The organism is Micromonospora sp. NPDC005367 (genome assembly GCF_040606825.1).
Classification (GTDB): Bacteria; Actinomycetota; Actinomycetes; order Mycobacteriales; family Micromonosporaceae; genus Micromonospora.
This window is the reverse complement of record NZ_JBEXFP010000007.1, coordinates 117,867-143,059: the sequence shown is the minus strand read 5'-3', so window position 1 is coordinate 143,059 and position 25,193 is coordinate 117,867. Positions and strand designations below refer to the sequence as shown.

Sequence of the window (25,193 nt, the reverse complement as noted above, 5' to 3'; positions counted from 1 at the left end):
GGGCATGCCGCTCCCTCTGAATGACCAGGACGGCCAACGCCGCTGTCGCGACTGCGGGGAATGGAAGCCGCGCGAAGAGTTCTGCGCGAGCAGCAAGCGTCCCAGCGGTCGCGGCAGTTACTGCAAGCCGTGCTTCAACGTGCGCTCGAAGGCCAGCTACGCCAAGCGGGTGAAAGAGCACTACGACCGTGAGGTGAAGTCGGCCCGAGAAGTCCCTGCAGGCCACCGTTTCTGCGCCGACTGTGAAACCGTCAAGCCCGTAGCCGCGTTCCCCCGCAATCGATCTGACAGCACGGGCTACGCCACGTATTGCAAGCCCTGCCACAATCGCCGGACGCGGGAGACCAAGCAGCGGCTCTACGGCGGCAGCCGTGAGTACGACCTGCGGCGGCGGTACGGCGTCGGGCAGAAGGAGTTCGATGAACTCCTCACCGAGCAAGGTGGCGTCTGCGCGGTCTGCGGTACCCCCGATCCGGAACATCTGGACCACGATCATCGCACCGGATGGGTGCGCGGGATACTCTGCTTCAACTGCAACGGTGGTCTTGGCCAGTTCCGAGACAGTCCCGAGCGACTGGCCAGGGCGATCACGTACCTGAGAGGAACCACGTGGCAGCGGGTTTTGATCCATCCGGGCGTCTACCAGATGTGTTCACCAACGCGGGGACGTCCTCCTTCACGGCGTTCCTGAGCAAGGTGGCACCCGAGATGCTGCCCGGCCGGCGGCCGCTGCCGCCGGGCATGGCGGCCGACATGGCGCCGCACGCGACCACCATCGTGGCCATCGCGGCCGCCGGTGGCGTCGTGATGGCGGGCGACCGGCGGGCCACGATGGGCAACCTGATCGCGCAGCGGGACATCGAGAAGGTGCATCCGGCCGACGCGTACTCGCTGGTCGGCATCGCCGGCACCGCCGGGATCGGCATCGAGCTGATGCGGCTGTTCCAGGTGGAGCTGGAGCACTACGAGAAGATTGAGGGCGCCATGCTCTCGCTGGACGGCAAGGCCAACCGGCTCGCCTCGATGATCCGGGGCAACCTCGGCGCCGCCATGCAGGGCCTCGCGGTGATCCCGCTCTTCGCCGGCTTCGACCTGGCTGCCGCCGACCCGGCCAAGGCCGGCCGGATCTTCAGCTTCGACGTCACCGGTGGCCCTTACGAGGAGACCGGCTACGACGCCATCGGCTCCGGCTCGCTGTTCGCGAAGTCGGCCCTGAAGAAGCGGTTCCGGGCCGGACTGTCGGTCGACGACGCGGTCAAGCTCGCGGTCGAGGCGCTCTACGACGCCGCCGACGACGACACCGCGACCGGTGGCCCCGATCTGACCCGCCGCATCTACCCGGTCGTGATGACCGCGACCGCGGAGGGCACGCACCGGCTCACCGACGCCGAGACGGCGGCGATCGCGGAGGCCGTGGTCTCCGGCCGGATGGAGAACCCCGGCGGCTGACCGGCCGTCCGTATTCGTCAGCAGTCGTCTCGCACAGCGCTAAGGAGAACCAGCCGCCGTGGCCATGCAGTTCTACGCCTCGCCCGAGCAGATCATGCGCGACCGCTCCGAGCTGGCCCGCAAGGGCATCGCCCGCGGGCGCAGCGCGGTGGTCCTGAGCTACGAGGGCGGGGTGCTCTTCGTCGCCGAGAACCTCTCCAGCGCCCTGCACAAGGTCAGTGAGATCTACGACCGGATCGGCTTCGCGGCCGTCGGCCGGTACAACGAGTTCGAGAACCTGCGCCGCGCCGGCGTGCGGATGGCCGACCTGAACGGGCTTTCCTACGACCGGCGGGACGTCACCGGCCGGGCCCTGGCGAACGCGTTCGCGCAGACCCTGGGCGCCATCTTCACCGAGCAGTCGAAGCCGTTCGAGGTGGAGATCTGCGTGGCGGAGGTCGGGTCGACGCCCGACGAGGACGAGCTCTACCGGCTCACCTACGACGGCTCGGTCAACGACGAGCCGGGCCGGATGGCGATGGGCGGCCAGGCGGAGGCGATCACCGGGGTGCTCAAGTCGGAACACCGTCCGGACATGTCGCTGGGCGAGGCGGCGAAGGTGGCCGTGAAGGCGCTGAGCAGCGTCGGCGGCGAGGGCGGTGCGGCTCGCACCATCGCGGCCAACCAGTTGGAGGTGGCGGTGCTCGACCGCCGCCGGATCGGGCGTACGTTCCGGCGGATCACCGGGGCGGCGCTGACCGCGTTGCTGAACGGTGGTGCGGCGGAGGAGCCGGCGGGCGGCCCGCAGACCCCGGCGGTGCCGACGGGGGAGGCGCACAAGCCGACCACCTCCGCGGCCTCGGCGGACCTGGAGCGGCGCGAGTCGGAGGACGAGTCCTGAGCGTCGACGTGCGCCGTACCGTCTGAATTCCCGAGCCGCCGGCCGGCTCGACCGCGCCGCGGTCGGAACGGCCGGCGGTCGCGGTCAGGCCCTTCGCCGGAGCGGCTCCCACCACGCCCGGTTGTCCCGGTACCAGGCGATGGTGTCGTGCAGCCCCTGCTCGAAACCGACGTGCGCAGCGAAGCCGAGCTCACGTCGGGCCGTGCCGGTGTCGAGGCTGTAGCGCCGGTCGTGGCCCTTGCGGTCGGTGACCGGCTGGACCCGCTCCCACCCGGCGTCGAAGGCGTCCAGCAGCCGCCGGGTCAGTTCCCGGTTGGTCAGTTCGACGTCGCCGGCGACGTGGTACACGCCGCCGGCCCGGCCCTTGAGCAGGGCGAGGGTGATGCCGTGGCAGTGGTCGTCGACGTGCAGCCAGTCCCGGACGTTGCCGCCGTCGCCGTACAGCGGCAGGTCACGCCCGTCGAGCAGGTTCGTGACGAACAGCGGCACCAGCTTCTCGGGATGCTGGTACGGCCCGTAGGTGTTGGAGCCCCGGGTCACCACGACGTCGAGGCCGTGGGTGCGGTGGTAGGCGAGGGCGAGCAGGTCGGCGCCGGCCTTGCTCGCCGAGTACGGGGAGTTCGGGTCCAGCGGCGCGGTCTCGGTCCACGAGCCGTGCTCGATCGAGCCGTACACCTCGTCGGTGGAGATGTGCACGAACCGGCTCGTGCCGTGCCGCAGCGCGGCGTCGAGCAGGGTCTGGGTGCCGAGCACGTTGGTGGTGACGAACGGCGCCGCGCTGGCGATGGAGCGGTCGACGTGCGACTCGGCGGCGAAGTGGACGATCACGTCGTGCTCGGCGACGACCGCGTCTACCAGCGGGCCGTCGCAGACGTCGCCCGCCACGACACGCAGCCGGGAATCGGCGCGGACCGGATCGAGGCTGCCCCGGGTGCCGGCGTAGGTGAACTTGTCGAGCACCGTGACGGCGTCGGGGTGCAGCAGCGGCTCGGAACCGGTGAGCAGCCGCCGGACGTATGCCGAGCCGATGAACCCGGCACCGCCGGTGACGAGGATCTTCACGGCTGCCAAGGTACCGACCCGCCGATGGCGTGGGGCCGCCGTCGGTGCCTGCTCACCTCGTGAGTGTCGGCGCGCCGAGGGAGGCCGCCCGGTTGAGCCCTGCCCAATCCGGGCTTCGGGCGGCTAATGTCACACCATGGAGCGGCGAATCTTCGGCCTCGAGACCGAGTACGGCGTCACCTGTACCTACCGTGGGCAACGGCGGCTCTCCCCGGACGAGGTGGCCCGGTACCTCTTCCGCCGGGTGGTGTCCTGGGGCCGGTCCAGCAACGTGTTCCTCCGCAACGGGGCCCGGCTCTACCTCGACGTCGGGTCCCACCCGGAGTACGCCACGCCGGAGTGCGATTCGGTGGTCGATCTGGTGGCCCACGACCGGGCCGGTGAGCGGATCCTCGAAGGTCTGCTCGTCGACGCGGAGAAGCGGCTGCACGACGAGGGCATCGCGGGTGAGATCTACCTGTTCAAGAACAACACCGACTCGGCCGGGAACTCGTACGGCTGCCACGAGAACTACCTGGTGTCCCGGCACGGCGAGTTCGGACGGCTGGCCGACGTCCTGATCCCGTTCCTGGTCACCCGGCAGTTGATCTGTGGTGCGGGCAAGGTGCTGCAGACGCCGCGCGGAGCGGTGTACTGCCTCTCCCAGCGGGCCGAGCACATCTGGGAGGGCGTCTCCTCGGCGACGACCCGCAGCCGCCCCATCATCAACACCCGGGACGAGCCGCACGCCGACGCCGAGCGTTACCGGCGGCTGCACGTGATCGTCGGCGACTCCAACATGAACGAGGTCACGACGCTGCTCAAGGTCGGCTCGGCCGACATCGTGCTGCGCATGATCGAGGCCGGGGTGGTGATGCGGGACCTGTCGCTGGAGAACCCGATCCGGGCGATCCGCGAGGTGTCCCACGACATCACCGGCCGGCGCAAGGTGCGGCTCGCCTCCGGCAAGGAGATCAGCGCGCTGGAGATCCAGCAGGAGTATCTGGCGAAGGCGACCGAGTTCGTCGAGCGGCGCGGCGGCGACCAGACCGCCAAGCGGGTGGTGGAGTTGTGGGGCCGGGTGCTGCGCGCGGTGGAGACCGGCGACCTGGATCCGGTGGCCCGGGAGATCGACTGGGTGACGAAGCTGCGACTGATCGAGCGCTACCAGCGCAAGCACGACCTGCCGCTGTCGCATCCGCGGGTGGCTCAGATGGACCTGGCCTACCACGACGTGCGCCGCGGCCGCGGCCTGTACGCGCTGCTGGAGCGCCGCGGCGAGGTGGACCGGGTGGCGACCGATCCGGAGATCTTCGAGGCGAAGGAGACCCCGCCGCAGACGACCCGTGCCCGGCTGCGCGGCGAGTTCATCCGGCACGCGCAGGAGAAGCGGCGTGACTTCACCGTCGACTGGGTGCATCTGAAGCTCAACGACCAGGCGCAACGCACCGTGCTCTGCAAGGATCCGTTCCGGGCGTACGACGAGCGGGTCGAGCGGTTGATCGCGAGCATGTGACCGCCGTCCGGCCGGCCCGGCGGGACGTACCGCACCGGGCCGGCCGGGTTGGTGGTGGTGTGTCGTCAGGATCGGCCGTCCCGGTAGGCTTGCCGGGCCATGACGAGATTGCCGGGCCCGCAGTCGGGCCGAGAGCCCACCGAGAGCGGTCGACAGCGCCAGAACTGGGTCGAACGCCGCCGAGGGAAGATCCGCGCTGAGATCGAACGGAACCGGCGTGGTGAGTACACGGTGCCCACCTGGGTGCTGGCGCTCGCGCTGGTGCTGATCGTGGGTGGCTGGCTCGCCCTGATCTTCCTCGTCTGACTTCCGGCACCCCGGCGGCGGCCTCGAGACCGTCGCCGTCGCGCGTCCGGTTCGGCGACCCACGCGGGCCGGCGGTTGGCCCGGCCGGGTCATCGAGGCGGGTACCCCAGCACCGTCGTCGTCGCGGTCGACGAATTCCTGCCCGCCGCGTCGGTGACCACGGGACGCGACGAGGCGGGAGCCTGGCATGAACGATAGGAGGGCGCCGCAGCCGGAGCGGGCCGGTGAGGGCTGGCGTGACCCCGGGCCGCGGGACGTCACACGGGACCGGGAGAACTTGGACCTGCTCGTACCGCCGGGCACTGACGCGGGGACGCTGCCGAACATGCGGTTCTCCTTCGCCGACGCACACACCCGCATCGAGCGGGGCGGCTGGACCCGCGAGATCACCCAGCGGGAGCTGCCGATCGCCACGGCGCTGTCCGGCGTCGACATGGCCCTGGAGCCCGGGGCCGCGGTTCGCCGACATCTCGCTGACCCGGTGGATGGCGAACACCCCGGCCGAGGTGGTGGCGGACACCCTGAACCTGCCCCGGGAGGTGATCGCCGGGCTGCCCCGGGACAAGCGGTCCGTCGTCCGCTGACGCCGGGAGGTCAGCCGAGCAGGGTGGCGGCGTGGCGGCCGGCGGCGGCGGCGGCGAGGAAGTACGCGTGGTCGGCGTCCAGGCCCCGTCCCATCGTCGACAGCGGCACCGGGCCGGCCCGCAGCGCGGCGTCGAGGCCGTCGGTGCGTACCCGGACGATCCGGTGCCGGGCGGCGAGCGGTTCCAGCGCCGCGTCGACGTCGGCGGCGAGCGCCGGGTCGAGGCCGTCGGGCACCACCAGCTCGGCCGTGGCCAGCGCCACCCGGCCGTACGCGGTGAGGCTGTGGTGGGAGACGCCGCGGTGCCGGGGGCGGGCGTCGGCGTCGGAGATGCGCAGCGAGCCGACCGGGCGCCCACCCAACGTCGCGATCGCGTTGACGGCCTCGCCGACGGCGACGCCGGAGAAGCCCCACCGGGTGCTGGTGCCGAGGTTGCCCGGACCCTGCGAGACGACCGCCACGTCGGCGTGGAGCACGTACCGGGCGGCGAGCAGGCCGGTGTGCAGGGTGCTCGCCTCCAGGTCGCCGCCGAAGGCCTGACCGACGCTGATCGTGCCGGCCAGCTCGTCCCGCAGCCCGGCGAGGGTGCGGGAGAACCAGGCCGGCAGGGCCCCGCCGTCGGTGAGCACGTACGCGACCCGGGCGTCGGGCGCGTCGGCGCGGATGCCGGCGAGGATGGCCGGCAGGGCCGAGTGCAGGTCGGCGGTGACCGCGGGCATGCCGCCCAGGTCCTCGGCGGTCTCCAGGACCGCCCGGTGCGGCGAGGCTTCCTCGTCGACGCCGAGCAGGATCGGCTGCAGCGGGGTGTAGCGGGCCTTCACCAGGTGGCCGGCGTCGCGGGTGTCGACGGCCTGCGGCGGGTCCGGCGGCAACCGGTCCGGCAATGCCACCACCAGGGCGTACCCGCCGGTGCCGAGTCCCATCAGCAGCGCGCCGGCGTTGAGCAGCACCCGGTCGCCCGGCTCGGGGTGGCCGACCAGGTGGGGGTAGGCCAGGGCCCGCATGGGCGAGCCGTCGGGGAGCGTCACGTCCAGCTCCACCGCCCCGGCCCACTGCCGCCGCAGCGCCGCCACCGTCCCGGATCGCCATCGCACCATGACGGGCACGCTAGCGTCCGCGTCCCGGACTCCCCGGCACCGGGTCCACGAGACGGACCCGTCCACCTCGGGTCCGGGCCGGGTCAGCGGCGGCCCGGGTCGACGGGACCGTCGCCGATCGGCGGTTCCGGTTCCCCGTACGTTCGGGCGGTGGCGCCGGGCATGGAGTGGGTCGGGTCGAGGAAGAGGTACCGGACCTCCGGGTACCGTTCCCGCAGCCGCCGTTCGGCCTCGTCCGCGGCGGCCTCGATGTCCGCTCCGGTCGCCTCGTCGTGGAAGTCGACCTTGGCGGCGACCAGGATGTCCTCCGGGCCGAGCTGCATGGTGAAGAGCATGCCGACGCGGTCCACCTCGGGAAGTCCGGCCAGGGACCGCTCGATCTCGTGCTGGAGGAGTTCCGGAACCGCGCGTCCGACCAACAGCGACAGGTTGCTGTACGCCAGGATGGCGGCCACCACCAGCAGCAGCAGGCCGATCAGCACCGAGGCGATCCCGTCCCACAGCTCGTCGCCGGTGAGTTCGGAGAGCGCGACACCGCACCCGGCCAGGACCAGCCCGATGAGCGCGGCGCTGTCCTCGAGGAAGACCGCCTTGACGGTGGTGTCGGCGGTCAGACGCAGGAAGCGGCGTGGCGTGGTGCCCCACCGTTTGGACTCACGGCGCACCTGCCGCAGCGCCCGGGCCAGTGAGATCGCCTCGATGACGAAGGAGACCGCGAGCACCACGTACGAGATCACGAAGTTGCCACTGTGTTCGTGCACGAGGATCGTGGTGATGCCGTGCGTGATCGCGAAGCCGGCGCCCCCGACGAAGGTGAACAGGGCGGCGAAGAACGCCCAGACGTAGCTCTCCTTGCCGTAGCCGAAGGGGTGGCGGGCGTCCGCCGGCCGCGCGCCGCGGCGCAGGGCCGTGAAGAGCAGCACCTCGGTGGTGGTGTCGGCCACCGAGTGGGCGGCTTCGGAGAGCATCGCCGCGGAGCCGGAGATCAGGCCCGCGACCAGCTTCGCGGCCGCGATGGCGAGGTTCGCCGCGCCGGCCACGACGACCGTACCGGCGCTCTCGGTCTTGACCTCCGGTTGTGCCATGAGACGACCCTATGGCCCCGGCCCGGGGCACGCCGCGCGGGAGCCGTACCTGAGGGTCCGACGTTCACCGCACGTTGCGCCCGCGTGGGTGCACGCCCGCGTCGCGTCGGCTGCTAGCGTCTATGCGTGTCCCGTACCCGTACCGAACGCCTGGTCAACCTGGTGATCTGTCTACTCTCCACGCGCCGGTTCCTCACCGCCGCGCAGATCGCCGCGACCGTGCCCGGCTACGAACACGATCCGGACGACGGCCGTGACCACGAGGCGTTCCAGCGCAAGTTTGAGCGGGACAAGGCCGAGCTGCGCGAGCTCGGTGTCCCGTTGGAGACCGGCACCGCGAGTGTCTTCGACTCCGAGCCGGGCTACCGCATCGCCCGCCGCGAATACGCCCTGCCCGACATCCCCCTCGAACCGGACGAGGCGGCTGCAGTGGGCATCGCCGCCCGGCTCTGGCAGCATGCGGGGCTCGCCGCCGCGGCGTCCTCCGGGCTGGCGAAGTTGCGTGCCGCCGGGGTGGACGTCGATCCGCAGGCCACTCTCGGCCTGGAGCCGATGGTGACCGTGGATCCGGCGTTCGCTCCGCTGACCGCCGCCGCTCGGGACCGCCGGGTGGTCGGCTTCGACTACCGGGTGCCCGACCAGGACGCGCCGACCCGTCGCCGGCTCGAACCGTGGGGCGTGGTCTGCTGGCGCGGCCGCTGGTACGTGGTCGGCCACGACCTGGATCGCGACGCCACCCGCTGCTTCCGGCTCTCCCGCGTGGTGGGCTCGGTGCGGGCCACCGGCGAGCCCGGAGCGTACGAGCCGCCGGCGGGAGTCGACCTGATCAGCCACGTCGCGCGTTGGTCCGGGCCGGTGGAACGGACCGGGCGGGCCACCGTTCTCGCGGCGCCGGGGCGGGCCGCCGGGCTGCGCCGCTGGGCGGTGGAGATTGTCACCGGGCCGGACGGGGACCGACTGGTCCTGCCGTACGCCGACCCGGAGTCGCTCGCCGGCCATCTCGTCGGCTACGGCCCGGACGTACGTGTGCTCGACCCGCCCGAGGTGCGTGAAGCCGTGATCCAACGGCTGAAGGAGATCGCGACCCGGCACGACGACCTGGCAACCGCCGGAGGCACCAGATGACCCGACCCGCCGCCAAGGGCGGCTCGAGAGCCTCCGCCGACCGGCTGGCTCGGCTGCTCAACCTGGTGCCCTACCTGCTGGCCCGCCCCGGCATCGAGGTGGCCGAGGCTGCCGAGGACCTGGGCGTCACCGAGCGGCAGCTGCGTGAGGACCTGGAACTGCTCTGGGTCTGCGGGCTGCCCGGGTACGGGCCGGGCGACCTGATCGACATGGCCTTCGACGGCGACCGGGTGACCATCACCTACGACGCCGGTATCGATCGCCCACTGCGTCTCACCCCGGACGAGGCGCTCGCGCTGGTGGTGGCTCTGCGGATGCTCGCCGAGACGCCCGGGGTGACCAACCGGGAGGCGGTGGAACGCGCCCTCGCCAAGATCGAGAGCGCGGCCGGCGACCTGGTCGGCGCGCCGGTGGAGGTGCGGCTGCCCGCCGACATCAGGCACGTGGAGGCACTGCGCGGGGCCGTCGAGGGCGGCCGGGCGTTGCGGATCACCTACTACACCGCGGCCCGGGACGAGACCACCGAACGCACCATCGACCCGCTGCGCATGCTGATGGTCGGTGGCCGGGCGTACGTGGAGGCGTGGTGCCGCCGGGCGGAAGCGGTCCGGTTGTTCCGGGCCGATCGGATCGACGCGGTCGCCGAGCTGGACGAGCCGGCGGTGGTGCCGCCGCAGGCCCGTCCGCACGATCTCAGCGACGGGGCGTTCCGGCCCTCTCCCGACCTGCCACTGATCACGCTGCGGGTCGGTCGCGGCGAGCGGTGGATCACCGAGTACTACCCGTGCGAGGACGTCCGGCCCGGTGACGCCGACCAGTGGCTGGTGTCACTGCGGGTCAGCGACCTGGGCTGGGCGCGCCGGTTCGTCCTCGGCCTCGGCCCGGACGTGACAGTGGTCGCGCCGGCCGAGCTGGCCGAGCAGGTGCGGGCAGCGGCGGGCGCCGCCCTGGAGGCGTACGCCCGGCCGACACCGGCGGCCCGACGCGATCCGGAACCGGCCGCCGCCGACCCGGCGATGACCGCGGGCTCCCGGTAGGCTGACGGCCGTGCTGTGGTGGATCGTGCTCGCGGTGGTGCTGGCCACCCTCGTCCTGTTCGCGGCGGCCGTGCGGGGGGTGCTGTCCCGCCTGCCGGGGCTGCACCGGGCGGCGCTGACGTTGCAGCGCCGGCAGGCCGAGGCACTCGAACTCGCCGGGGCCGCCCAGGCGCTGCAGCAACGGTCCGAGGGGTTGCAGGGGCAGCTGGCCACCACCCAGCGCCGCCTTGAGCTGATCAAGGCGAAGCGGCACGCCTGAGCGGCCACCGCAGTGCGGGCGATCGACCGGATCCCGCGCGGCGCGATCCGAATGGACCTTCCGGGAACGATCGGTCACCGACTGTTGACTGGACATCCCGGGTTGGTCAACACTTCACCCGTCGGGGCGAACCACCTCCGCCCCGACGGGTGGCATCGGGCCGACACGCACGTACGATGGGCTCCGACACACCCCTGCTGTCTCACAAGCGACTGGAGCTTCCCATGGGTGCCCTCAAGCCGTGGCACATCGCCATCCTCGTGGTCGTGCTGATCCTTCTCTTCGGCGCGAAGCGGCTCCCCGACGCGGCCCGCTCGCTCGGCCGCTCGCTGCGGATCATCAAGGCGGAGACCAAGAGCCTGCAGGACGACGACCGCGACCTGGCCGAGAAGGCCGACGCGCAGGCCGGATACCAGCCGCTTCCGCCGCAGGGCGCGCAGCAGGCGTATCAGGCCGGCCCGCAGCAGCCCCAGACCGCGCCGTACCAGGCCGCGCCGCAGCAGCCGGTCGTCGACCCGGTGCAGCGCGTCCGCGACAACTGATCGAGGGGCCCGAAGACGGTGGCGGCCTTCGCGTTGCGTAAGCGCGGCCCGAGCAATTTCGACCGGGCCTCCGACGGCTCGATGAGCCTCATCGAGCACTTCCGGGAACTACGCACCCGGCTCTTCCGCGCCTCGCTCGCGATCGTGGCGGGCCTGATCGTCGGGTTCGTGCTGTCCCGGCCGGCGTTCAACCTGCTGAAGGAACCGTACTGCAACCTGCCGGGCGCGATCGACGCGTCCGGCGAGTGTCACAAGTTCCTGCTGTTGTCACCGGCGGACGGTTTCATTCTCAGGCTGAAGCTGGCGCTGTGGATCGGCCTGATCGTCGGCGCGCCGGTGTGGCTGTACCAGCTCTGGGCGTTCATCGCGCCCGGCCTGCATCGGCACGAGCGCAAGTGGGCGTACGTCTTCGTCGCCATCGCGGCGCCGCTGTTCGCTGGCGGCGCGGTGCTGGCCTACCTGGTCGTGGACAAGGGCCTCACGTTCCTGTTGGAATCGGGCGTGACGGGGACCGACAGCCAACTGGAGGTCACCCGCTACATCTCCTTCGTCACGAACATGATCCTGCTGTTCGGTGTGGCGTTCGAGTTCCCGCTCATCCTGCTGATGCTCAACTTCACCGGGGTGGCGAGCGCACGCCGACTGCTGAGCTGGTGGCGAGTGGTCATCTTCATCTCGTTCGCCTTCGCGGCCATCGCCACGCCGGACCCGGGCCCGTTCGGCATGACGCTGCTGGCGGCGTCGCTATGCCTGCTCTACTTCGTGGCGGTCGGCGTCGCGTTCCTCAACGACAAGCGGCGCGGTCGGGGCAAGGAGATCTACGCCGGCATCGACGACGACGAGGTGTCGCCGCTGGACCTGACCCCGGAGCCGGTCGAGGCCGGGCAGCAGGTCGAGGCGGCCGACCCGATCGACGCGCCGGAACCGATCACCGCTCCCACGCCGATCGAGCGCCGCTACGACGACATGACCTGAGCCGGTCACCCGCACTGGAATGACGAACGCCGCCCGGACCGGGCGGCGTTCGCCGTACCGGTAGGTTGCTCGCCATGACCGTGGTCGATCACCCCTCCGTCGATCCCGAAGGTCCCGTCGCGGTGCTGATGAACCCGACCGCCGGCCGGGGCCGGCACCGCGGTCTGCTCGCACCGCTGATCTCCCGGCTGGCCGCCGCGGGCTGGGAGGTACGGCTGCTGGAGGCGCACAGCGCCGAGCAGGCCGAGATTGTCTGCCGCACCGCGGTCGCCGGGGGAGTGGCCGCGCTGGTGGCCGTGGGCGGCGACGGCACGGTGCACCGCGCTTTGCAGGCCGTCGCCGGGACCTCGATCCCGTTCGGGCCGATCCCGGCCGGCACCGGCAACGACTTCGCCACCGACACCGGCTACCCGACCGACCCGCTCGCCGCCGCCGAGGTGATCGCCGGGGCGTTGCACGCCGGTCGTTCCCGCCCGATCGACCTGGCCCGCCTGACCGGCCCCACCGGGCCGCCGCGCTGGTACGGGGCGGTGCTCGCCGCCGGCTTCGACGCGATCGTCAACGAGCGGGCCAACCGGATGCGGTGGCCGCGCGGACCCCGCCGGTACGACCTGGCCATCATGGTCGAGCTGGCCCGGCTGCGTCCGCGCCGCTACAAGCTGCGCCTCGACGGCGAACCGTACGAGTTGGACGCGGTGCTGGTGGCCGTGGGCAACTGCCCCAGCTACGGCGGCGGGATGCGGATCTGCCCCGACGCCGACCCGACCGACGGTCTGCTCGACGTGGTCGTCGGTGGGCGGCTCGACCGGCGCACCCTGATCCGCGTCAAGCCGAGCATCTACCAGGGCACCCATTTGCGGCATCCGCTGGTGAGCAGCTACCGGGTGCGTACGGTGGAGCTGGCCGCGGAGGGCATCACGACGTACGCCGACGGCGAGCGGTCGCTGGACCTGCCGGTGACCGTCACCGCCGTGCCGGGCGCGCTGCGGTTGCTGCGTTGACCCGCACCGCACCGATGCTGGCGGCGATGACCAGAGCGATCGCCACCACCTCCAGCACGGTCAGCTGCTGGCCGAGCACCAGGTAGCCGGCGAGCGCGGCGACCGCCGGGCCGAGGCTCATGAGCACCGCGAACGTGGCGGTGGGCAGCCGCCGCAGCGCGAGCAGTTCGAGGGTGTACGGCACCCCGGAGGCGAGCGCCGCCAGCGCGACCCCGAGAGCCAGGACCGACGGGTCCAGCAGCACCGTGCCGGCGGTCGCCAACCCCGCCGGCAGGGTCAGCACCGCAGCGACGACGAGCGCGACGGCCAGCCCGTCGGCACCCCGGAAGCGGGCTCCGACCCGGGCGCTGAACACGATGTAGGCCGCCCACGCCGCGCCGGCGACCAGGGCGAGGGCCGCGCCGAGCGGGTCGAGCCGGTCGAAGCCGCCCCGGCCGAGCAGCGCCACACCGGCCAGGCCGACTCCGGCGCACACCCAGCTGCCCGCCCGGCGCCCGGTGAACACCGACAGCGCCAGCGGGCCGAGCACCTCCAGGGTGACGGCCGGACCGAGCGGGATCCGCTCGATGGCCTGGTAGAAGATCGAGTTCATCGCGGCGAGGATCAGCCCGAACGTGCCGGCGGCCACCCAGTCCGCCCGGTCGTGCCCGTGCAGCCGTGGCCGGCAGACGACCAGCAGCAGTACGGCGGAGATGGCCAGCCGGAGGGTGACGGCGCCGGCCACACCGGTACGGGGGAAGAGCATGGTGGCCACCGCGGAGCCGAACTGCACCGACAGCGCCCCGCCGAGTACCAGGCCGACCGCTCCCGCGTTCGTACGGCGGGCCGGTGCGGCGCCCGGCGCCGGCCGGTCGGCGATCAGCATGTCGGTCATGCCGGGGACGCTAGGGGCCGTCGCGAGCTGGGCGGATGTCGCCTCCTTCGGAGGTGAGCCAGCCCTCGTCGCGAGGCTTGCCGCCGTGCCGGCTGTTCACCGGGCTTCCGGTCTCGCCGGTGGGTGACGTGCTGGTGCCGCCCGTGGCGGTCCTACCGTCCACGCCCGTCGCGCACCGCGGCAGTTCGGGGCGAGGTCAGGCCGGCAGGGCGATGTCGAGGACCGCGCCAAGACCGTTCTCCCGGCCCGGGTCGGCGGCCGGCAGCACCAGCACGGCGCAGCCCGCGGCGGCGGCTCCCGCGTCGGCGGGTGAGTCGCCGACCATCAGCGTCTCCTCCGGGTCGACGCCCAGCATCCCGCAGGCACGCAGGAAGATGCCGGGATCGGGCTTGCAGCGCCCCACCTCGTACGAGAGCACGAACGCGTCGACCAGCTCGGTGAGCTGCCACGCGTCGAAATGTGGCCGCAGGTCGAAGCCGATGTTGCTCACCACGGCCACCCGGATGCCGGCCTCGCGCAGCGCCGCGATGGTGGGGGTGGTGTCCGGGTAGGGGACCCAGCCCTCGGCCAGGAGCAGCCGCTCGTAGAGCGCGTCGGCGAGCCCGTCGATGCCGGCGTCGACCGTCTCGGCCAGGCCGGTGTAGGCGGCCCGGTGGGCGTGCGGGTAGAGGTCCCGCGTGGACCAGTGCTCGGCCAACCGGGGCGGCACCCGCGCGGGCAGCGGACCACCGGCCCTACCGGCGGTGAGCAGCCGGTCGGCCAGGATCGTGGCCTTCACCCGGTCGAGGGTGGCCCCGCACGTCGCCGCGGCCTTGAGCACCCATTCCAGGGGCTCCTCCACCTGGGCGAGCGTGCCGTGGAAGTCGAAGAGCACCGCTTTCACCGGCCGGCGCGACGGCCGGGGTCGGGGGGCGACCGCGTCGGCGCCGCCCACGGTGGGGGTCTGGGACGGTTCGGGTTGCTCCGGCACGTGTGCACCCTACCGACCGCCTCCGACGGCCCATCCGGTCGGCCTTGCCCGGTGTCGTGTCGCGGCACGCATTAATCTTGGTGGCATGTCGAGCCCCGCCGAGCGGTACGCCGCGGCGCGCCGCCGGGCCGCGCAGGCCTCCATGTTCCCGGCGCTGGACGAGTTCGCCCTTGACCTGGGGTTCGATCTCGACGATTTTCAGCGCGAAGCGTGTCAGTCGTTGGAGCGGGGCAGCGGTGTGCTGGTCTGCGCGCCGACCGGCGCCGGCAAGACCGTGGTCGGCGAGTTCGCCGTACACCTGGCGCTGCGCGGCAAGGCGGCGGAGGGCGACGTGGGTACCCGCCGCAAGTGCTTCTACACCACGCCGATCAAGGCGCTGTCGAACCAGAAGTACCACGACCTGGTGGACCGTTACGGCGTCGACCAGGTGGGTCTGCTCACCGGCGACAACGCGATCAACGGCGATGCACCCGTGGTGGTCATGACCACCGAGGTGCTGCGCAACATGCTCTACGCCGGCTCCAGCGCCCTGGAGGGGCTCGCCTACGTGGTCATGGACGAGGTGCACTACCTCGCCGACCGGTTCCGTGGCGGCGTGTGGGAAGAGGTGATCATCCACCTGCCCGCCTCGGTCACCCTCGTCTCCCTGTCGGCGACCGTCTCCAACGCCGAGGAGTTCGCCGACTGGCTGGTCACCGTGCGCGGCGAGACCGCCGTGGTGGTCAGCGAGCACCGACCGGTGCCGCTGTGGCAGCACATGCTGGTCGGCAAGCGGATGTTCGACCTGTTCCACGACGCCGACGCGGCACGCAAGCACGATGTGCACCCCGAGTTGCTGCGCTACACGCGGGACACGGTGCGCCGCCTGGAGCTGGGTGAGGGGCGCAGCGCCGGCCCGGGTGGCGGGCGGCGCGGACCGCGCTGGCGGGGTCCGCTGCGGCCCGACATCGTCGACCGGCTCGACCGGGAGGGGTTGCTGCCGGCGATCCTGTTCATCTTCAGCCGGGCCGGCTGCGACGCCGCCGTGCAGCAGTGCCTCGCCGCCGGGCTGCGGCTCACCTCACCGGAGGAGCGGGCGGAGATCCGCCGGGTCGTCGAGTCGCGGGTGACCGCCATCCCCGGCGAGGACCTTTCCGTGCTCGGCTACTGGGAGTGGCTCGACGGCCTCGAACGTGGCCTCGCCGCGCACCACGCCGGGATGCTGCCGGCGTTCAAGGAGGTCGTCGAGGAGCTGTTCGTCCGGGGCCTGGTGAAGGCGGTCTTCGCCACCGAGACCCTCGCACTGGGCATCAACATGCCGGCCCGCTGCGTGGTGCTGGAGCGGCTGGTCAAGTACAACGGCGAGGCACACGTCGACCTGACCCCCGGGGAGTACACCCAGCTCACCGGCCGGGCCGGTCGCCGCGGCATCGACGTCGAGGGGCATGCGGTGGTGGTCTGGTCGCCGGAGACCGACCCCCGGCACGTGGCGGGCCTCGCCTCCACCCGCACCTACCCGCTGCGCTCCAGCTTCCGACCGTCGTACAACATGGCGGTCAACCTGGTCGGCTCGGTCGGCGCGGAGCCCGCCCGGGCGCTGCTGGAGTCGTCGTTCGCCCAGTTCCAGGCCGACCGGTCGGTGGTCGGCCTGGCCCGGCAGGTGCAGCGCAACACCGAGACCATCGAGGCGTACGGCGCGGAGGCGGCCTGCCACCACGGTGACTTCGACGAGTACTTCGCCCTGCGGGTCGCGATCGCCGACCGGGAGCGGTCGCTGGCCCGCCAGGGGCAGACCCAGCGCAAGGCGGCCGCGGTGGCCTCGCTGGAGCGGCTGCGCGTCGGTGACGTGGTGCGGGTGCCGTCCGGCCGCCGCGCCGGCCTGGCCGTGGTGCTGGACCCGGCCACCGGCGGGTTCGGCGAGCCCCGTCCGTTGGTGCTCACCCAGGACCGCTGGGCGGGGCGCGTCGGCCCCGGGGACTTCACCAGCCCGGCCGAGGTGCTCGCCCGGATCCGGGTGCCGAAGCACTTCAACCACCGTTCGCCGGCTGCTCGCCGGGACCTGGCCGCGGCCGTGGCCGCCACCGGGCTCGACCGGCACGGTGGCCGCCGGGGCGGCCGGTCCCGGCAACCGGTCGGCGAGGACCACCGGCTCAGTCAGCTCCGTACGGAGCTGCGCCGGCACCCCTGCCACGCCTGCCCGGAGCGTGAGGAGCACGCCCGCTGGGCGGAGCGGCGGCGCCGCCTCGAACGCGACACCGAGGAGCTGCGGCAGCGGGTGGCCGGACGTACCGGCTCCCTCGCCCGCACCTTCGACCGGATCGTCGCACTGCTCAGCGCCCGGGGCTACCTGAGCACCGGGGGCGAGGTGACCGACGCGGGTCGGACGCTCGGCCGGATCTGGAGCGAGGCGGACCTGCTGGTCGCCGAGTGCCTGCGGCGGGGCGTCTGGGACGGGCTCTCCCCGGCCGAGCTGGCGGCGGCGGTCTCGGTGGTGGTCTACGAGGCGCGCCGCGACGTGGACGAGCGGGCGTCGTTGCCGCGTGGCGGGGTCGCGGACGCGGTGGACGAGACACTGAAGCTGTGGAGCGACATCGAGGCCGACGAGTCCGCGCGTGGCCTGTCGGTGACCCGGGAGCCGGATCTCGGCTTCGCCTGGCCGATCTACCGGTGGACCCGGGGAGAGGCCCTCGCCAAGGTGCTCGCCAGTGGTCACGAGTTCGACGGGGAGATGCCGGCCGGTGACTTCGTCCGCTGGGCGCGGCAGGTGGTCGACCTGCTCGGCCAGCTCAAGGACTCCGGCGGCGCGTCGGCCGAGCTGCGTTCCACGGCCCGGCAGGCGATCACCGAGATCAACCGGGGGGTGCTCGCCTACCACGCCGCCGCCTGACTCCGGCTGCCCCGAGCTGACGGTCACTCCCGGGGGTGTCCGGGTGCCCGTCAGTTCAGGCGCGGTCGGCGAGCGCGTCCACGAGGCGCCGGGTGGAGCCGGCGAGGTTCCACCGGCGGGCCAGTTCCAGCAAGGTGTCCGGGTCGGCGGGCGCGCTCGGCAGCGCGGTGGGCAATTCCGGCAGCGGCACGTCGAGGGCCACCCGGACCACCTTCGGGGCGACCGCCAGGTAGTCCCGGGCCGCTTCGAGCTTCGTACGCAGGCCGGGTGCGAAACCGGAGCGGGGATCGTCGAGCGCGGTGAGGATGCCGTCGAGGTCACCGTGGCGTTCGATCAGCCGGGCGGCGGTCTTCTCGCCCACCCCGGGCACGCCCGGCAGCCCGTCGCTGGGGTCACCGCGCAGCGCCGCGAAGTCGGCGTAACGGGCGGCGGGCACCCCGTAGCGGGCCCGGACCGCGGCGTCGTCGCAGTCCTCCAGCTTGGCCACGCCCCGCCCGACGTAGAGCAGCCGCACCGGCCGGGAGTCGTCGACGAGCTGGAACAGATCCCGGTCGCCGGAGACCACCTCGGCCGGGGCCGGTTGGGTGACCGAGAGGGTGCCGAGCACGTCGTCGGCCTCGTAGCCGGCCGCGCCGACGGTCGTGATGCCGATCGCGGCGAGCACGTCGAGGATCACCGGCACCTGCGGGGTGAGCGTGTCGGGCACCACCTCGCCGCCCTCGGGCGCCAGCCGGTGGGCCTTGTACGACGGCAGCAGTGCCACCCGCCAGTCGGGTCGCCAGTCGTGATCCATGGCGCAGACCATCCGGTCGGGTCGGCGGGTGCGGATCAGGGTCGCGAGCATGTCGAGGAAACCGCGCACCGCGTTGACCGGGGTGCCGTCCTCGGCGCGGGCCGCGGACTCGGGAATGCCGAAGTAGGCCCGGAAGTAGAGGCTCGGGGAGTCGATCAGCAGGATCGGGGGTCGGTGTGCCACGCCGGACAGCCTGGCACAGGCCTGCGACGAACGACAGCACCCCGCCGGGACCGTCGCGGCTGTCAGCGCCCGTCGTCGTCGCGGCGGTACAGCGTCTCCCGGCGGGCGATGGCCTGGACCACGTAGGCCACGACCAGTAGCACGGCGGCGACGACGATCTCGACCCAGGCGGCCACGCCGTCCGCCACGGTCAGCCCGATGACCAGTAGCACCAGGCCGGCCAGCGCGAGCACGCCGCTCCACAGGCGCCGCCGTCGACGACGTACGACGTGACGACTCGGCCGGTTGCCTGTCACCGTCGATCCTTCCGGTCCCGGTGCCCGGGTGGACATCCCGCCTCAGGTTATCGACGTCGACGCCGGGGGACGCCCGGAACCGGATGCGGCGGCGGCCACGACACCGGCAGCGTGCTCCGTGTCCGGCGCAACCGGCCCCCGAGCTTCGCGCCGGGGTCAGGGGCCGGCGACCGGCTGGGGCAGTGGCGCGGGCTCGGCGGCCCGGTCGTGATCCGCGAGGTCGCGGAGCTTTCGCACGGGGGAGAGTAGCAGCGCCAGGGGCGCGCAGATCACCGCGGCCGCGAAGACCAGCAGCGTGGTCCGTGCGCCGAGGACGCCCGCCAGCGCGCCGGCGACCAGGCCGCCGACGGGGATCGCGCCCCAGGAGACGAAGCGGACGGTGGCCATCACCCGGGCGAGCAGGTCGGGCGGGCTGGCGATCTGCCGGTAGGTCCGGGTGGTCACGCTGAGCACCACCACGCCGCCGGCGAAGACGACGTTGCCCGCCGCGAAGGCGGCGTATGCCGGCCAGCCGGTGCCCAGGGGCACGAGGAACGCTCCGCCGACGGAGACCAGGCACGAGATGATCAGCGCCCGGGCGGTGCCGAGCCGACGGGTGATCCGCGGGGTGAGCGCCGCGCCGACCAGCGAGCCGACGCCTTCGACCGCGATCAGTACGCCGACCAGTCCGGCCGGGGCGTGCAGGTCCCGGAACAGGTAGAGCGGGTAGAGCGCGTACTGCGCGCCGCAGACGAAGTTGACCGCGGTCGCGGCCCACATGCCGGGGCCCATGACGGGGTGGTACGCGACGAAGCGCCAGCCCTGCCGGATCAGCTCGCTCATCGGCGGCGAGTGCTCCGGCGTGTCCGCGCGGCGGGCGGGCAGGGTCCGCAGCAGCACCGCCGAGGCCAGGTAACTGAGCGCGTCCACCAGGAGGGTCGGCACCGCACCCAGCGCCTGCACGGCGAGTCCGCCGATGGACGGGCCACTGAGCTGTGTGGCGGCGTGGGTGCCGGAGTTCAGGCTGTTGCGCGATTGCAGCTGGTCGCGGTCGACGATGCTCGGCAGGAAGGTCGCGTTGGCCACGTCGAACAGCACGTTGGCGAAGCTGATCACGAGCGCGGTGACCACCAGGTGGGCGATCGTTAGCTGGCCCCACCACCAGGCGAGCGGCACCGACGCGACGGCCACGGCGCGGGCGAGGTCGGCGCACACCTGGGTGCCGCGCAGGGGCAGCCGCTGCACGATCACCCCGGCCGGCAGGCCGATGACGATCCAGGCCGCGTAGTTGGCCGCCGCGATCAGGCCCATCTCGAACGGCGTGGCGTCGAGCGCGGTCAGTGCGGTCAGCGGCAGCGCCACGGCGCCGACCGCTGACCCGACCGCGCTGGTGGTGAAGGCGGTCCACCAACGCCAGAACACTCCGGCTCTGCCTGCGACGTCCAAGTCGTCCTCCCCCGTTGACGCGAACCAGAGAGTTCCAAACTGAAACGGACTATAGTCGAGGCGGGTCCGAGCGGTGGAGGTGGGATGTGCGACGAGTCGACCTGGCGGACGCGGACTGCGGCATAGCGCAGTCACTGGGCGTCCTGGGTGACTGGTGGACCTTCCTCATCGTGCGCGACATCGCGGGCGGGACGACCCGCTTCGACGCGCTGCAACGGGAACTGGGCGTCAGCCGGCGGGCGCTGACCGAGCGGCTGGGCGCGCTCGTCGAGCACGGGGTGCTGGAACGCCGGCCGTACTCGCAGCACCCACCGCGCTACGACTACCTGCTCACCGGGAAGGGTGAGGGGCTGTTGCCGGTGCTGCTCGCCCTGCAGGACTGGGGCACCCGGCACCTGATGGGCGACGGCGAGCTCACCGCGACGGCCGAGGCCGGGTCGGCCGAAGCCCGGCGGGCGCACGACCTGGTCGGACGGCGGCTACCCGAGGTTCGCCTGCCCGGACCCGACAACCGGCCGGTCACGCCGGCCGCCGCGGGCGAGTGGACGGTGCTCTACTTCTTCCCCGGGGCGTACGCGCCCGGCAGCGCGGGGCATCCGCCGGGGTGGGGCGAGATCCCGGGCGCGGCGGGCTGCACCCTGGAGTCGGCGACCTACGCCGACCGGTACGCGAACTTCCGGGCCGCCGGAGCCCAGGTGCGCGGCATCAGCACCCAGCGCCCCGACCAGCTCGCCGACTTCGTCGCGTACGCCCGGTTGCCGTTCCCGCTCCTGTCCGACCAGGACGGCCGCCTCGCCGCCGGACTGCTGCTGCCGACGTTCCGCGCCGGCGGCGTCGCCCGGCTGAAGCGGTTGACGGTGCTCGTCGACGCGGCGGCGGTGGTCCGTGCGGTCCAGTTCCCGGTGACCGACCCGGCCGGCTCGGTGGACGAGATGCTCGACCTGGTCCGGCGGCACGGCTCGGCCTGACCCCTCGTCGGGCCCCGCCGTCCGGCAACGGCCCCCTGCCGCGTGGGCAGGGGGCCGTTCGCGCGGATCAGGGCAGGACCCACCGCTGGTTGGCGCCGGCGAAGCAGTCCCAGATCTGTAGCCGGGTGCCGTCCGCCGAGCTGTTGTCGGTGGCATCGAGGCACTTGTTCGACGCCGGATTGCGCAGCGTGCCGTTGGACTGGGCCTGCCACACCTGGGCGCCGGTGCCGTTGCACTCCCACAGCTGGATCTTGGTGCCGTTCGCGGTGCCGGCGCTGGTGACGTCGGCGCACTTGCCCAACGCGCGCAGGGTGCCGTCGCTGCCCACCGTCCAGCGCTGGGCGTTGGTGCCGTTGCAGGTGTAGAGCTGGATCGGCGTGCCGTTGGTGGTGCCGGCCGCGGCCACGTCCACGCACTTGCCGCCGATCCCGGTGATCTGGCCGGTACGTCCGGTCGGCGGTGGGTCGCCGCCACCGCCCATGGCGGTGTCGTAGATCGCGCTCACCAGGGAGGTCGAGTCGTTGCGGTCCTGCGACAGCTCCCAGTTCATCATCCCGCCGGCGTTCGCCATCGCCCACTGGGTCTTCCGCTTCACCGTCGGTACGCCGTTGTAGCACTGCTGGACGCCGCCGACCGTGGTGCAGTCCCGGTTGGCGTTGGCCGGGTCCATGCCCACCAGCGCGGTGTAGGTGTAGTAGCCGGGCCGGCTGTAGAACGGCACGCCGAGCACCGCCTTGGCGGCCGGCAGGCCACGGGCCTTCCAGCCGTTCACGCTGCTGATCGACCAGTCGTAGTTGGCGTGCGGGCTGCCGCCGTCGTACGCCATGATGTTGAGCCAGTCGACGTAGCCGAACACGGCCGTCGGGACGCCCTGGACGTAGTAGCCCTCGGAGACGACCGCGGCGGTGAGCAGCTTGCCCTGGGGTCGCAGCGCGTTGCTGAGCTGCTGCATCAGCAGGCTGTAGTTGTTGGCCGAGGCGCCCGGGTCCGGGTACTCCCAGTCCATGTCGACGCCGTCCAGGTTGTACTGGTTGACGAAGCTGACCACGCTGTTGACGAAGGTGGTGCGGCTGCCCGAGTTGGCGGCGAGCGCCTCGAAGGCGGAGTCGTCGCCGTCGTTCCAGCCGCCGATCGCGATCGACACCTTGACGTTGTTCGAGTGGCCGAGCGACACGAGCTGGGAGAGCTTGCCCGGGTTCTCCACGGCGCGCAGGGTGCCGTTGCTGTTCGGCAGCACGAACGCGTAGTTGATGTGGGTGAGCTTGCCGTACTGGACGCTGGTGACGCTGCCGCTCCAGGACGGCAGGTAGCCGACGCTCTTGAAGTTGTTCGGCAGCGCCGCCGCCGAGGCGGCGGTGGGGGACAGGGCGAGAGTCGCACCGACGGTGGTCAGCGCGAGCAGGCCGGCAGCGAGGGCCGAGCGGCGGGGTCGTGGTCTGGACATCGAGGGCCTTCCCGTGGACGGGTCGCGGCGCGTACCGCCCCGGCCGGGGCGTACGGGTGGATACAGGGACGTTGCCTCGAGGCAGCCAAATCTTAAAGAGTGTTAACTATCCGAGTCAATGATGTAGTTCGATGAATAGGGGAGCTCTTCCCGGCCTGCCTGTCGGCTAGGCCGGTCCCCAAACGACCGTTAAGCTGACGGCGTGGAATCCGACGAGCTCTACCCGCCGGAGCGGCTGGTCGCCGCCCGCCGCGCCACCGCCGCAGCCGGGCTGGACGCCCTCCTGCTCACCCCCGGCGCCGACCTGCGCTACCTGACCGGCTACCAGGCGCGCGCCGGCGAACGGCTGACCTGCCTCGTGCTGCCCGCCGACGGCGAGCCGACGCTGATCGTGCCCGCCCTGGAACGACCCGCCGCGGAAGCCTCGCCCGCCCCGGCCACCGGCGTACGCATCGTCGACCACGCCGACGGCACCGACCCGTACCCGCTGGTCGCCGCCGCCCTGGGCGGGCCGGTCGGCACGGTCGGGCTCGCCGACCGGATGTGGGCCGAACAGGTGCTCGCCCTGCGCGCGGCGCTGCCCGGCGCGCGGCAGCGACTCGCCGGCGAGGTGCTGCGCGAACTGCGCATCCGCAAGTCGCCGGCCGAGGTGGCGGCGCTCGCCGAGGCGGGCGCGGCGATCGACGCCGTGCACCGGCGGATGGGGGAGTGGCTGCGCCCCGGACGCACCGAGGCGGAGGTGGCAGCCGACATCGCGGCGGCGATCCGGGAAGCCGGCCACGTCACCGTGGACTTCGTCATCGTCGCCGCCGGCCCCAACGGCGCGAGCCCGCACCACGACACCTCCGAACGGCCGATCGGAGCCGGTGAGCCGGTCGTGGTGGACATCGGCGGCACCATGGCGTCGGGTTACCGCTCCGACTGCACCCGCACGTACGTCTCCGGCGGCCCGGCGCCGACCGAGTTCGACGACTACTACGCCGTCCTGGCAGAGGCGCAGCGGGCCGCCGTGGCAGCCGTACGCCCCGGGGTGAGCGCCGAGGCGGTCGACGCGGCGGCCCGCGACATCATCGCCGGAGCCGGCTACGGCTCCGCCTTCCTGCACCGCACCGGGCACGGCATCGGCCTGGACGGCCATGAGGAGCCGTACGTGGTGGCCGGCAACGCCCGGCCGCTGGAGCCCAGCATGGCGTTCTCGATCGAACCCGGCATCTACCTGGCGGGGCGGCACGGCGCCCGGATAGAGGACATCGTCGTCTGCACGACGGACGGCGTTCAGCGGCTCAACATCACTTCCACGGAGCTCATCGCACTATGACTGTCGACCGGATCCTCCCCACCGACGAGGCCCACGACCTGCTGGACCTCGCCACCGAGCTCGCCGACCGGGAGCTCGCGCCCAAGGTCACCGGGCACGAGGAGCGCGCCGAGTTCCCTCGCGAGGTGCTGCGCACGCTGGGCCGGGCGGGCCTGCTCGGCCTGCCGTACCCGGAGGAGTACGGCGGCGCGGCCCAGCCGTACGAGGTCTACGTGCAGGTGCTGGAGATTCTGGCCAGCCGCTGGCTCGCGGTCGCCGAGGCGGTCAGCGTGCACACGCTCTCCTGCTACCCGGTGGCCCAGTTCGGCACGGCCGAGCAACGCAAGCTGCTGCCCGACATGATCGGCGGAGAGCAGCTCGGCGCGTACTGCCTCACCGAGCCGCAGGGCGGCTCGGACGCCGCGGCGCTGACCACCAAGGCGGTGCGCGACGGCGACGCGTACGTCGTGACCGGCACCAAGGCGTGGATCACCCACGCCCGCGGCGCGGACTTCTACAACATCTTCTGCCGTACCGGTGGGCCGGGCCCGAAGGGCATCTCCTGCCTCGTCGCGGACCGGAACACGCCCGGGATCCAGCCGCAGGCCGCCGAGCGGACCATGGGGCTGCACTCCTCACCGGTGGCGCAGATCGCCTTCGACGGCGCCCGGGTGCCGGCCGAGCGGCTGGTGGGCCGCGAGGGGATGGGTTTCACCATCGCGATGTCCGCACTGGACTCGGGCCGGCTCGGCATCGCCGCGTGCGCGGTGGGGCTGGCTCAGGCGGCGCTGGACTACGCGATCGGGTACGCGAAGCAACGGCACCAGTTCGGCCGGGCCATCATCGACTTCCAGGGGCTCGGATTCACGCTGGCCGATCATGCCACCCAGATCTCCGCGGCACGCGCCCTGCTGCTGGCGGCCGCGCGCCTGCGCGACGCCGGGCGGCCGTACGCCACGGAGGCGGCCAAGGCGAAGCTCTTCGCGACCGATGTGGCGATGCGGGTGACCACCGACGCGGTGCAGGTGCTCGGCGGAGCGGGCTACGTCGCCGACCACCCGGTGGAGCGGTACATGCGGGAGGCGAAGGTGCTGCAGATCGTCGAGGGCACCAACCAGATCCAGCGGCTGCTGATCTCCCGGGCGCTGGCTAAGGGCTGAGGCGAACCGGTGTGGTCGGGC

The 25,193-nt window shown here is 72.6% G+C and carries 24 protein-coding genes; 15 read left to right on the top strand and 9 right to left on the bottom strand.

The annotated features are described in order from the left end of the window. The first annotated feature begins 4 nt into the window (after positions 1–4). Genes ABZS42_RS07960 through prcA form a run of 3 tightly spaced genes read left to right on the top strand, consistent with a single transcriptional unit; the run spans position 5 to position 2,329 of the window. On the top strand, positions 5–691 hold the full coding sequence (locus tag ABZS42_RS07960) for an endonuclease VII domain-containing protein (RefSeq protein WP_355143193.1): 687 nt from the start codon (positions 5–7) through the stop codon (positions 689–691). Beyond that, a complete protein-coding gene (gene prcB / locus ABZS42_RS07955; protein ID WP_355143192.1) occupies positions 610–1,449 on the top strand; it encodes a proteasome subunit beta in 840 nt (279 codons plus the stop codon). Before ABZS42_RS07960 ends, prcB begins: the two co-directional genes overlap by 82 nt. Before the next feature lie 58 nt (positions 1,450–1,507). Then, the gene (gene prcA / locus ABZS42_RS07950; protein WP_355143191.1) at positions 1,508–2,329 is read left to right on the top strand and encodes a proteasome subunit alpha; all 822 of its coding nucleotides are present in this window, start codon (positions 1,508–1,510) and stop codon (positions 2,327–2,329) included. A gap of 84 nt (positions 2,330–2,413) precedes the next feature. Here the strand turns inward: prcA and rfbB are convergent, their stop codons facing one another. Continuing rightward, on the bottom strand, positions 2,414–3,391 hold the full coding sequence (gene rfbB / locus ABZS42_RS07945; RefSeq protein WP_355143190.1) for a dTDP-glucose 4,6-dehydratase: 978 nt from the start codon (positions 3,389–3,391) through the stop codon (positions 2,414–2,416). 136 nt (positions 3,392–3,527) lie between these two features. Between rfbB and pafA the strand changes: the two genes are divergently transcribed. After that, the gene (gene pafA / locus ABZS42_RS07940) at positions 3,528–4,886 is read left to right on the top strand and encodes a Pup--protein ligase (RefSeq protein WP_076471849.1); all 1,359 of its coding nucleotides are present in this window, start codon (positions 3,528–3,530) and stop codon (positions 4,884–4,886) included. A gap of 99 nt (positions 4,887–4,985) precedes the next feature. After that, positions 4,986–5,192 (top strand): hypothetical protein, encoded by a 207-nt coding sequence (locus ABZS42_RS07935; protein WP_355143189.1) that lies wholly within the window; start codon positions 4,986–4,988, stop codon positions 5,190–5,192. Between the two features lie 594 nt (positions 5,193–5,786). On the opposite strand, the gene ABZS42_RS07930 is transcribed toward ABZS42_RS07935, so the two are convergent. Both ABZS42_RS07930 and ABZS42_RS07925 read right to left on the bottom strand, forming a co-directional pair. Then, entirely contained in the window at positions 5,787–6,872 is a 1,086-nt protein-coding gene (locus ABZS42_RS07930) for a DUF3866 family protein (RefSeq protein WP_355143188.1), read from the bottom strand. An 83-nt stretch (positions 6,873–6,955) separates the two neighbouring features. Next, the gene (locus ABZS42_RS07925) at positions 6,956–7,957 is read right to left on the bottom strand and encodes a cation diffusion facilitator family transporter (RefSeq protein WP_355143187.1); all 1,002 of its coding nucleotides are present in this window, start codon (positions 7,955–7,957) and stop codon (positions 6,956–6,958) included. Between the two features lie 126 nt (positions 7,958–8,083). On the opposite strand from ABZS42_RS07925, the gene ABZS42_RS07920 reads away from it, so the two are divergent. The 6 genes from ABZS42_RS07920 to ABZS42_RS07895 all read left to right on the top strand — a co-directional run bounded on the left by ABZS42_RS07920 (position 8,084) and on the right by ABZS42_RS07895 (position 12,896). After that, on the top strand, positions 8,084–9,082 hold the full coding sequence (locus ABZS42_RS07920; RefSeq protein WP_355143186.1) for a WYL domain-containing protein: 999 nt from the start codon (positions 8,084–8,086) through the stop codon (positions 9,080–9,082). Next, complete coding sequence (locus ABZS42_RS07915; protein WP_355143185.1) at positions 9,079–10,119, top strand: YafY family protein; 1,041 nt, start codon at positions 9,079–9,081, stop codon at positions 10,117–10,119. Before ABZS42_RS07920 ends, ABZS42_RS07915 begins: the two co-directional genes overlap by 4 nt. A gap of 10 nt (positions 10,120–10,129) precedes the next feature. Further along, the gene (locus ABZS42_RS07910; protein WP_355143184.1) at positions 10,130–10,378 is read left to right on the top strand and encodes a hypothetical protein; all 249 of its coding nucleotides are present in this window, start codon (positions 10,130–10,132) and stop codon (positions 10,376–10,378) included. A 224-nt stretch (positions 10,379–10,602) separates the two neighbouring features. Next, on the top strand, positions 10,603–10,920 hold the full coding sequence (tatA, locus tag ABZS42_RS07905) for a Sec-independent protein translocase subunit TatA (RefSeq protein WP_355143183.1): 318 nt from the start codon (positions 10,603–10,605) through the stop codon (positions 10,918–10,920). Positions 10,921–11,001: 81 nt separating this feature from the next. Next, positions 11,002–11,895 (top strand): twin-arginine translocase subunit TatC, encoded by an 894-nt coding sequence (gene tatC, locus ABZS42_RS07900; protein ID WP_355143226.1) that lies wholly within the window; start codon positions 11,002–11,004, stop codon positions 11,893–11,895. Positions 11,896–11,969: 74 nt separating this feature from the next. Continuing rightward, positions 11,970–12,896, top strand: coding sequence for a diacylglycerol kinase (locus ABZS42_RS07895; RefSeq protein WP_355143182.1), 927 nt, complete (start codon positions 11,970–11,972; stop codon positions 12,894–12,896). On the opposite strand, the gene ABZS42_RS07890 is transcribed toward ABZS42_RS07895, so the two are convergent. Then, positions 12,859–13,770 (bottom strand): EamA family transporter, encoded by a 912-nt coding sequence (locus ABZS42_RS07890; RefSeq protein ID WP_355143181.1) that lies wholly within the window; start codon positions 13,768–13,770, stop codon positions 12,859–12,861. The two genes, ABZS42_RS07895 and ABZS42_RS07890, sit on opposite strands and share 38 nt — an antisense overlap. A gap of 196 nt (positions 13,771–13,966) precedes the next feature. After that, the gene (locus tag ABZS42_RS07885) at positions 13,967–14,704 is read right to left on the bottom strand and encodes an HAD-IA family hydrolase (protein ID WP_355143225.1); all 738 of its coding nucleotides are present in this window, start codon (positions 14,702–14,704) and stop codon (positions 13,967–13,969) included. 121 nt (positions 14,705–14,825) lie between these two features. On the opposite strand from ABZS42_RS07885, the gene ABZS42_RS07880 reads away from it, so the two are divergent. After that, the gene (locus tag ABZS42_RS07880) at positions 14,826–17,606 is read left to right on the top strand and encodes a DEAD/DEAH box helicase (RefSeq protein ID WP_355143180.1); all 2,781 of its coding nucleotides are present in this window, start codon (positions 14,826–14,828) and stop codon (positions 17,604–17,606) included. A gap of 55 nt (positions 17,607–17,661) precedes the next feature. Here the strand turns inward: ABZS42_RS07880 and ABZS42_RS07875 are convergent, their stop codons facing one another. The 3 genes from ABZS42_RS07875 to ABZS42_RS07865 form a co-directional block, all read right to left on the bottom strand. Further along, positions 17,662–18,582: a 5'-3' exonuclease gene (locus ABZS42_RS07875; RefSeq protein WP_355143179.1), complete on the bottom strand. Its 921-nt coding sequence runs from the start codon at positions 18,580–18,582 to the stop codon at positions 17,662–17,664. Between the two features lie 62 nt (positions 18,583–18,644). After that, the gene (locus tag ABZS42_RS07870; RefSeq protein WP_355143178.1) at positions 18,645–18,878 is read right to left on the bottom strand and encodes a hypothetical protein; all 234 of its coding nucleotides are present in this window, start codon (positions 18,876–18,878) and stop codon (positions 18,645–18,647) included. A 156-nt stretch (positions 18,879–19,034) separates the two neighbouring features. Then, the gene (locus tag ABZS42_RS07865; protein ID WP_355143177.1) at positions 19,035–20,303 is read right to left on the bottom strand and encodes an MFS transporter; all 1,269 of its coding nucleotides are present in this window, start codon (positions 20,301–20,303) and stop codon (positions 19,035–19,037) included. An 86-nt stretch (positions 20,304–20,389) separates the two neighbouring features. Here ABZS42_RS07865 and ABZS42_RS07860 point away from each other — a divergent pair, with 86 nt between their 5' ends. Further along, positions 20,390–21,271, top strand: coding sequence for a winged helix-turn-helix transcriptional regulator (locus tag ABZS42_RS07860; RefSeq protein ID WP_355143176.1), 882 nt, complete (start codon positions 20,390–20,392; stop codon positions 21,269–21,271). 67 nt (positions 21,272–21,338) lie between these two features. Here the strand turns inward: ABZS42_RS07860 and ABZS42_RS07855 are convergent, their stop codons facing one another. Next, positions 21,339–22,715, bottom strand: coding sequence for a glycosyl hydrolase family 18 protein (locus ABZS42_RS07855; protein ID WP_355143175.1), 1,377 nt, complete (start codon positions 22,713–22,715; stop codon positions 21,339–21,341). A gap of 202 nt (positions 22,716–22,917) precedes the next feature. Between ABZS42_RS07855 and ABZS42_RS07850 the strand changes: the two genes are divergently transcribed. Then, on the top strand, positions 22,918–24,033 hold the full coding sequence (locus ABZS42_RS07850; RefSeq protein WP_355143174.1) for a Xaa-Pro peptidase family protein: 1,116 nt from the start codon (positions 22,918–22,920) through the stop codon (positions 24,031–24,033). Continuing rightward, positions 24,030–25,172 (top strand): acyl-CoA dehydrogenase family protein, encoded by a 1,143-nt coding sequence (locus ABZS42_RS07845; protein WP_355143173.1) that lies wholly within the window; start codon positions 24,030–24,032, stop codon positions 25,170–25,172. The genes ABZS42_RS07850 and ABZS42_RS07845 overlap by 4 nt, the downstream gene beginning before the upstream one ends. The last annotated feature ends 21 nt before the right edge of the window (positions 25,173–25,193 follow it).

What these genes read in the sequence shown, in the direction of transcription:
- tatC (WP_355143226.1), top strand. Translation starts at nt 11,002, where the DNA reads ATGAGCCTCATCGAGCACTTCCGGGAACTACGCACCCGGCTCTTCCGC.
- ABZS42_RS07925 (WP_355143187.1), bottom strand. Translation starts at nt 7,957, where the DNA reads ATGGCACAACCGGAGGTCAAGACCGAGAGCGCCGGTACGGTCGTCGTG.
- ABZS42_RS07855 (WP_355143175.1), bottom strand. Translation starts at nt 22,715, where the DNA reads ATGTCCAGACCACGACCCCGCCGCTCGGCCCTCGCTGCCGGCCTGCTC.
- ABZS42_RS07895 (WP_355143182.1), top strand. Translation starts at nt 11,970, where the DNA reads ATGACCGTGGTCGATCACCCCTCCGTCGATCCCGAAGGTCCCGTCGCG.
- ABZS42_RS07935 (WP_355143189.1), top strand. Translation starts at nt 4,986, where the DNA reads ATGACGAGATTGCCGGGCCCGCAGTCGGGCCGAGAGCCCACCGAGAGC.
- tatA (WP_355143183.1), top strand. Translation starts at nt 10,603, where the DNA reads ATGGGTGCCCTCAAGCCGTGGCACATCGCCATCCTCGTGGTCGTGCTG.
- pafA (WP_076471849.1), top strand. Translation starts at nt 3,528, where the DNA reads ATGGAGCGGCGAATCTTCGGCCTCGAGACCGAGTACGGCGTCACCTGT.
- ABZS42_RS07890 (WP_355143181.1), bottom strand. Translation starts at nt 13,770, where the DNA reads ATGACCGACATGCTGATCGCCGACCGGCCGGCGCCGGGCGCCGCACCG.
- ABZS42_RS07880 (WP_355143180.1), top strand. Translation starts at nt 14,826, where the DNA reads ATGTCGAGCCCCGCCGAGCGGTACGCCGCGGCGCGCCGCCGGGCCGCG.
- ABZS42_RS07930 (WP_355143188.1), bottom strand. Translation starts at nt 6,872, where the DNA reads ATGGTGCGATGGCGATCCGGGACGGTGGCGGCGCTGCGGCGGCAGTGG.
- ABZS42_RS07845 (WP_355143173.1), top strand. Translation starts at nt 24,030, where the DNA reads ATGACTGTCGACCGGATCCTCCCCACCGACGAGGCCCACGACCTGCTG.
- ABZS42_RS07915 (WP_355143185.1), top strand. Translation starts at nt 9,079, where the DNA reads ATGACCCGACCCGCCGCCAAGGGCGGCTCGAGAGCCTCCGCCGACCGG.
- ABZS42_RS07960 (WP_355143193.1), top strand. Translation starts at nt 5, where the DNA reads ATGCCGCTCCCTCTGAATGACCAGGACGGCCAACGCCGCTGTCGCGAC.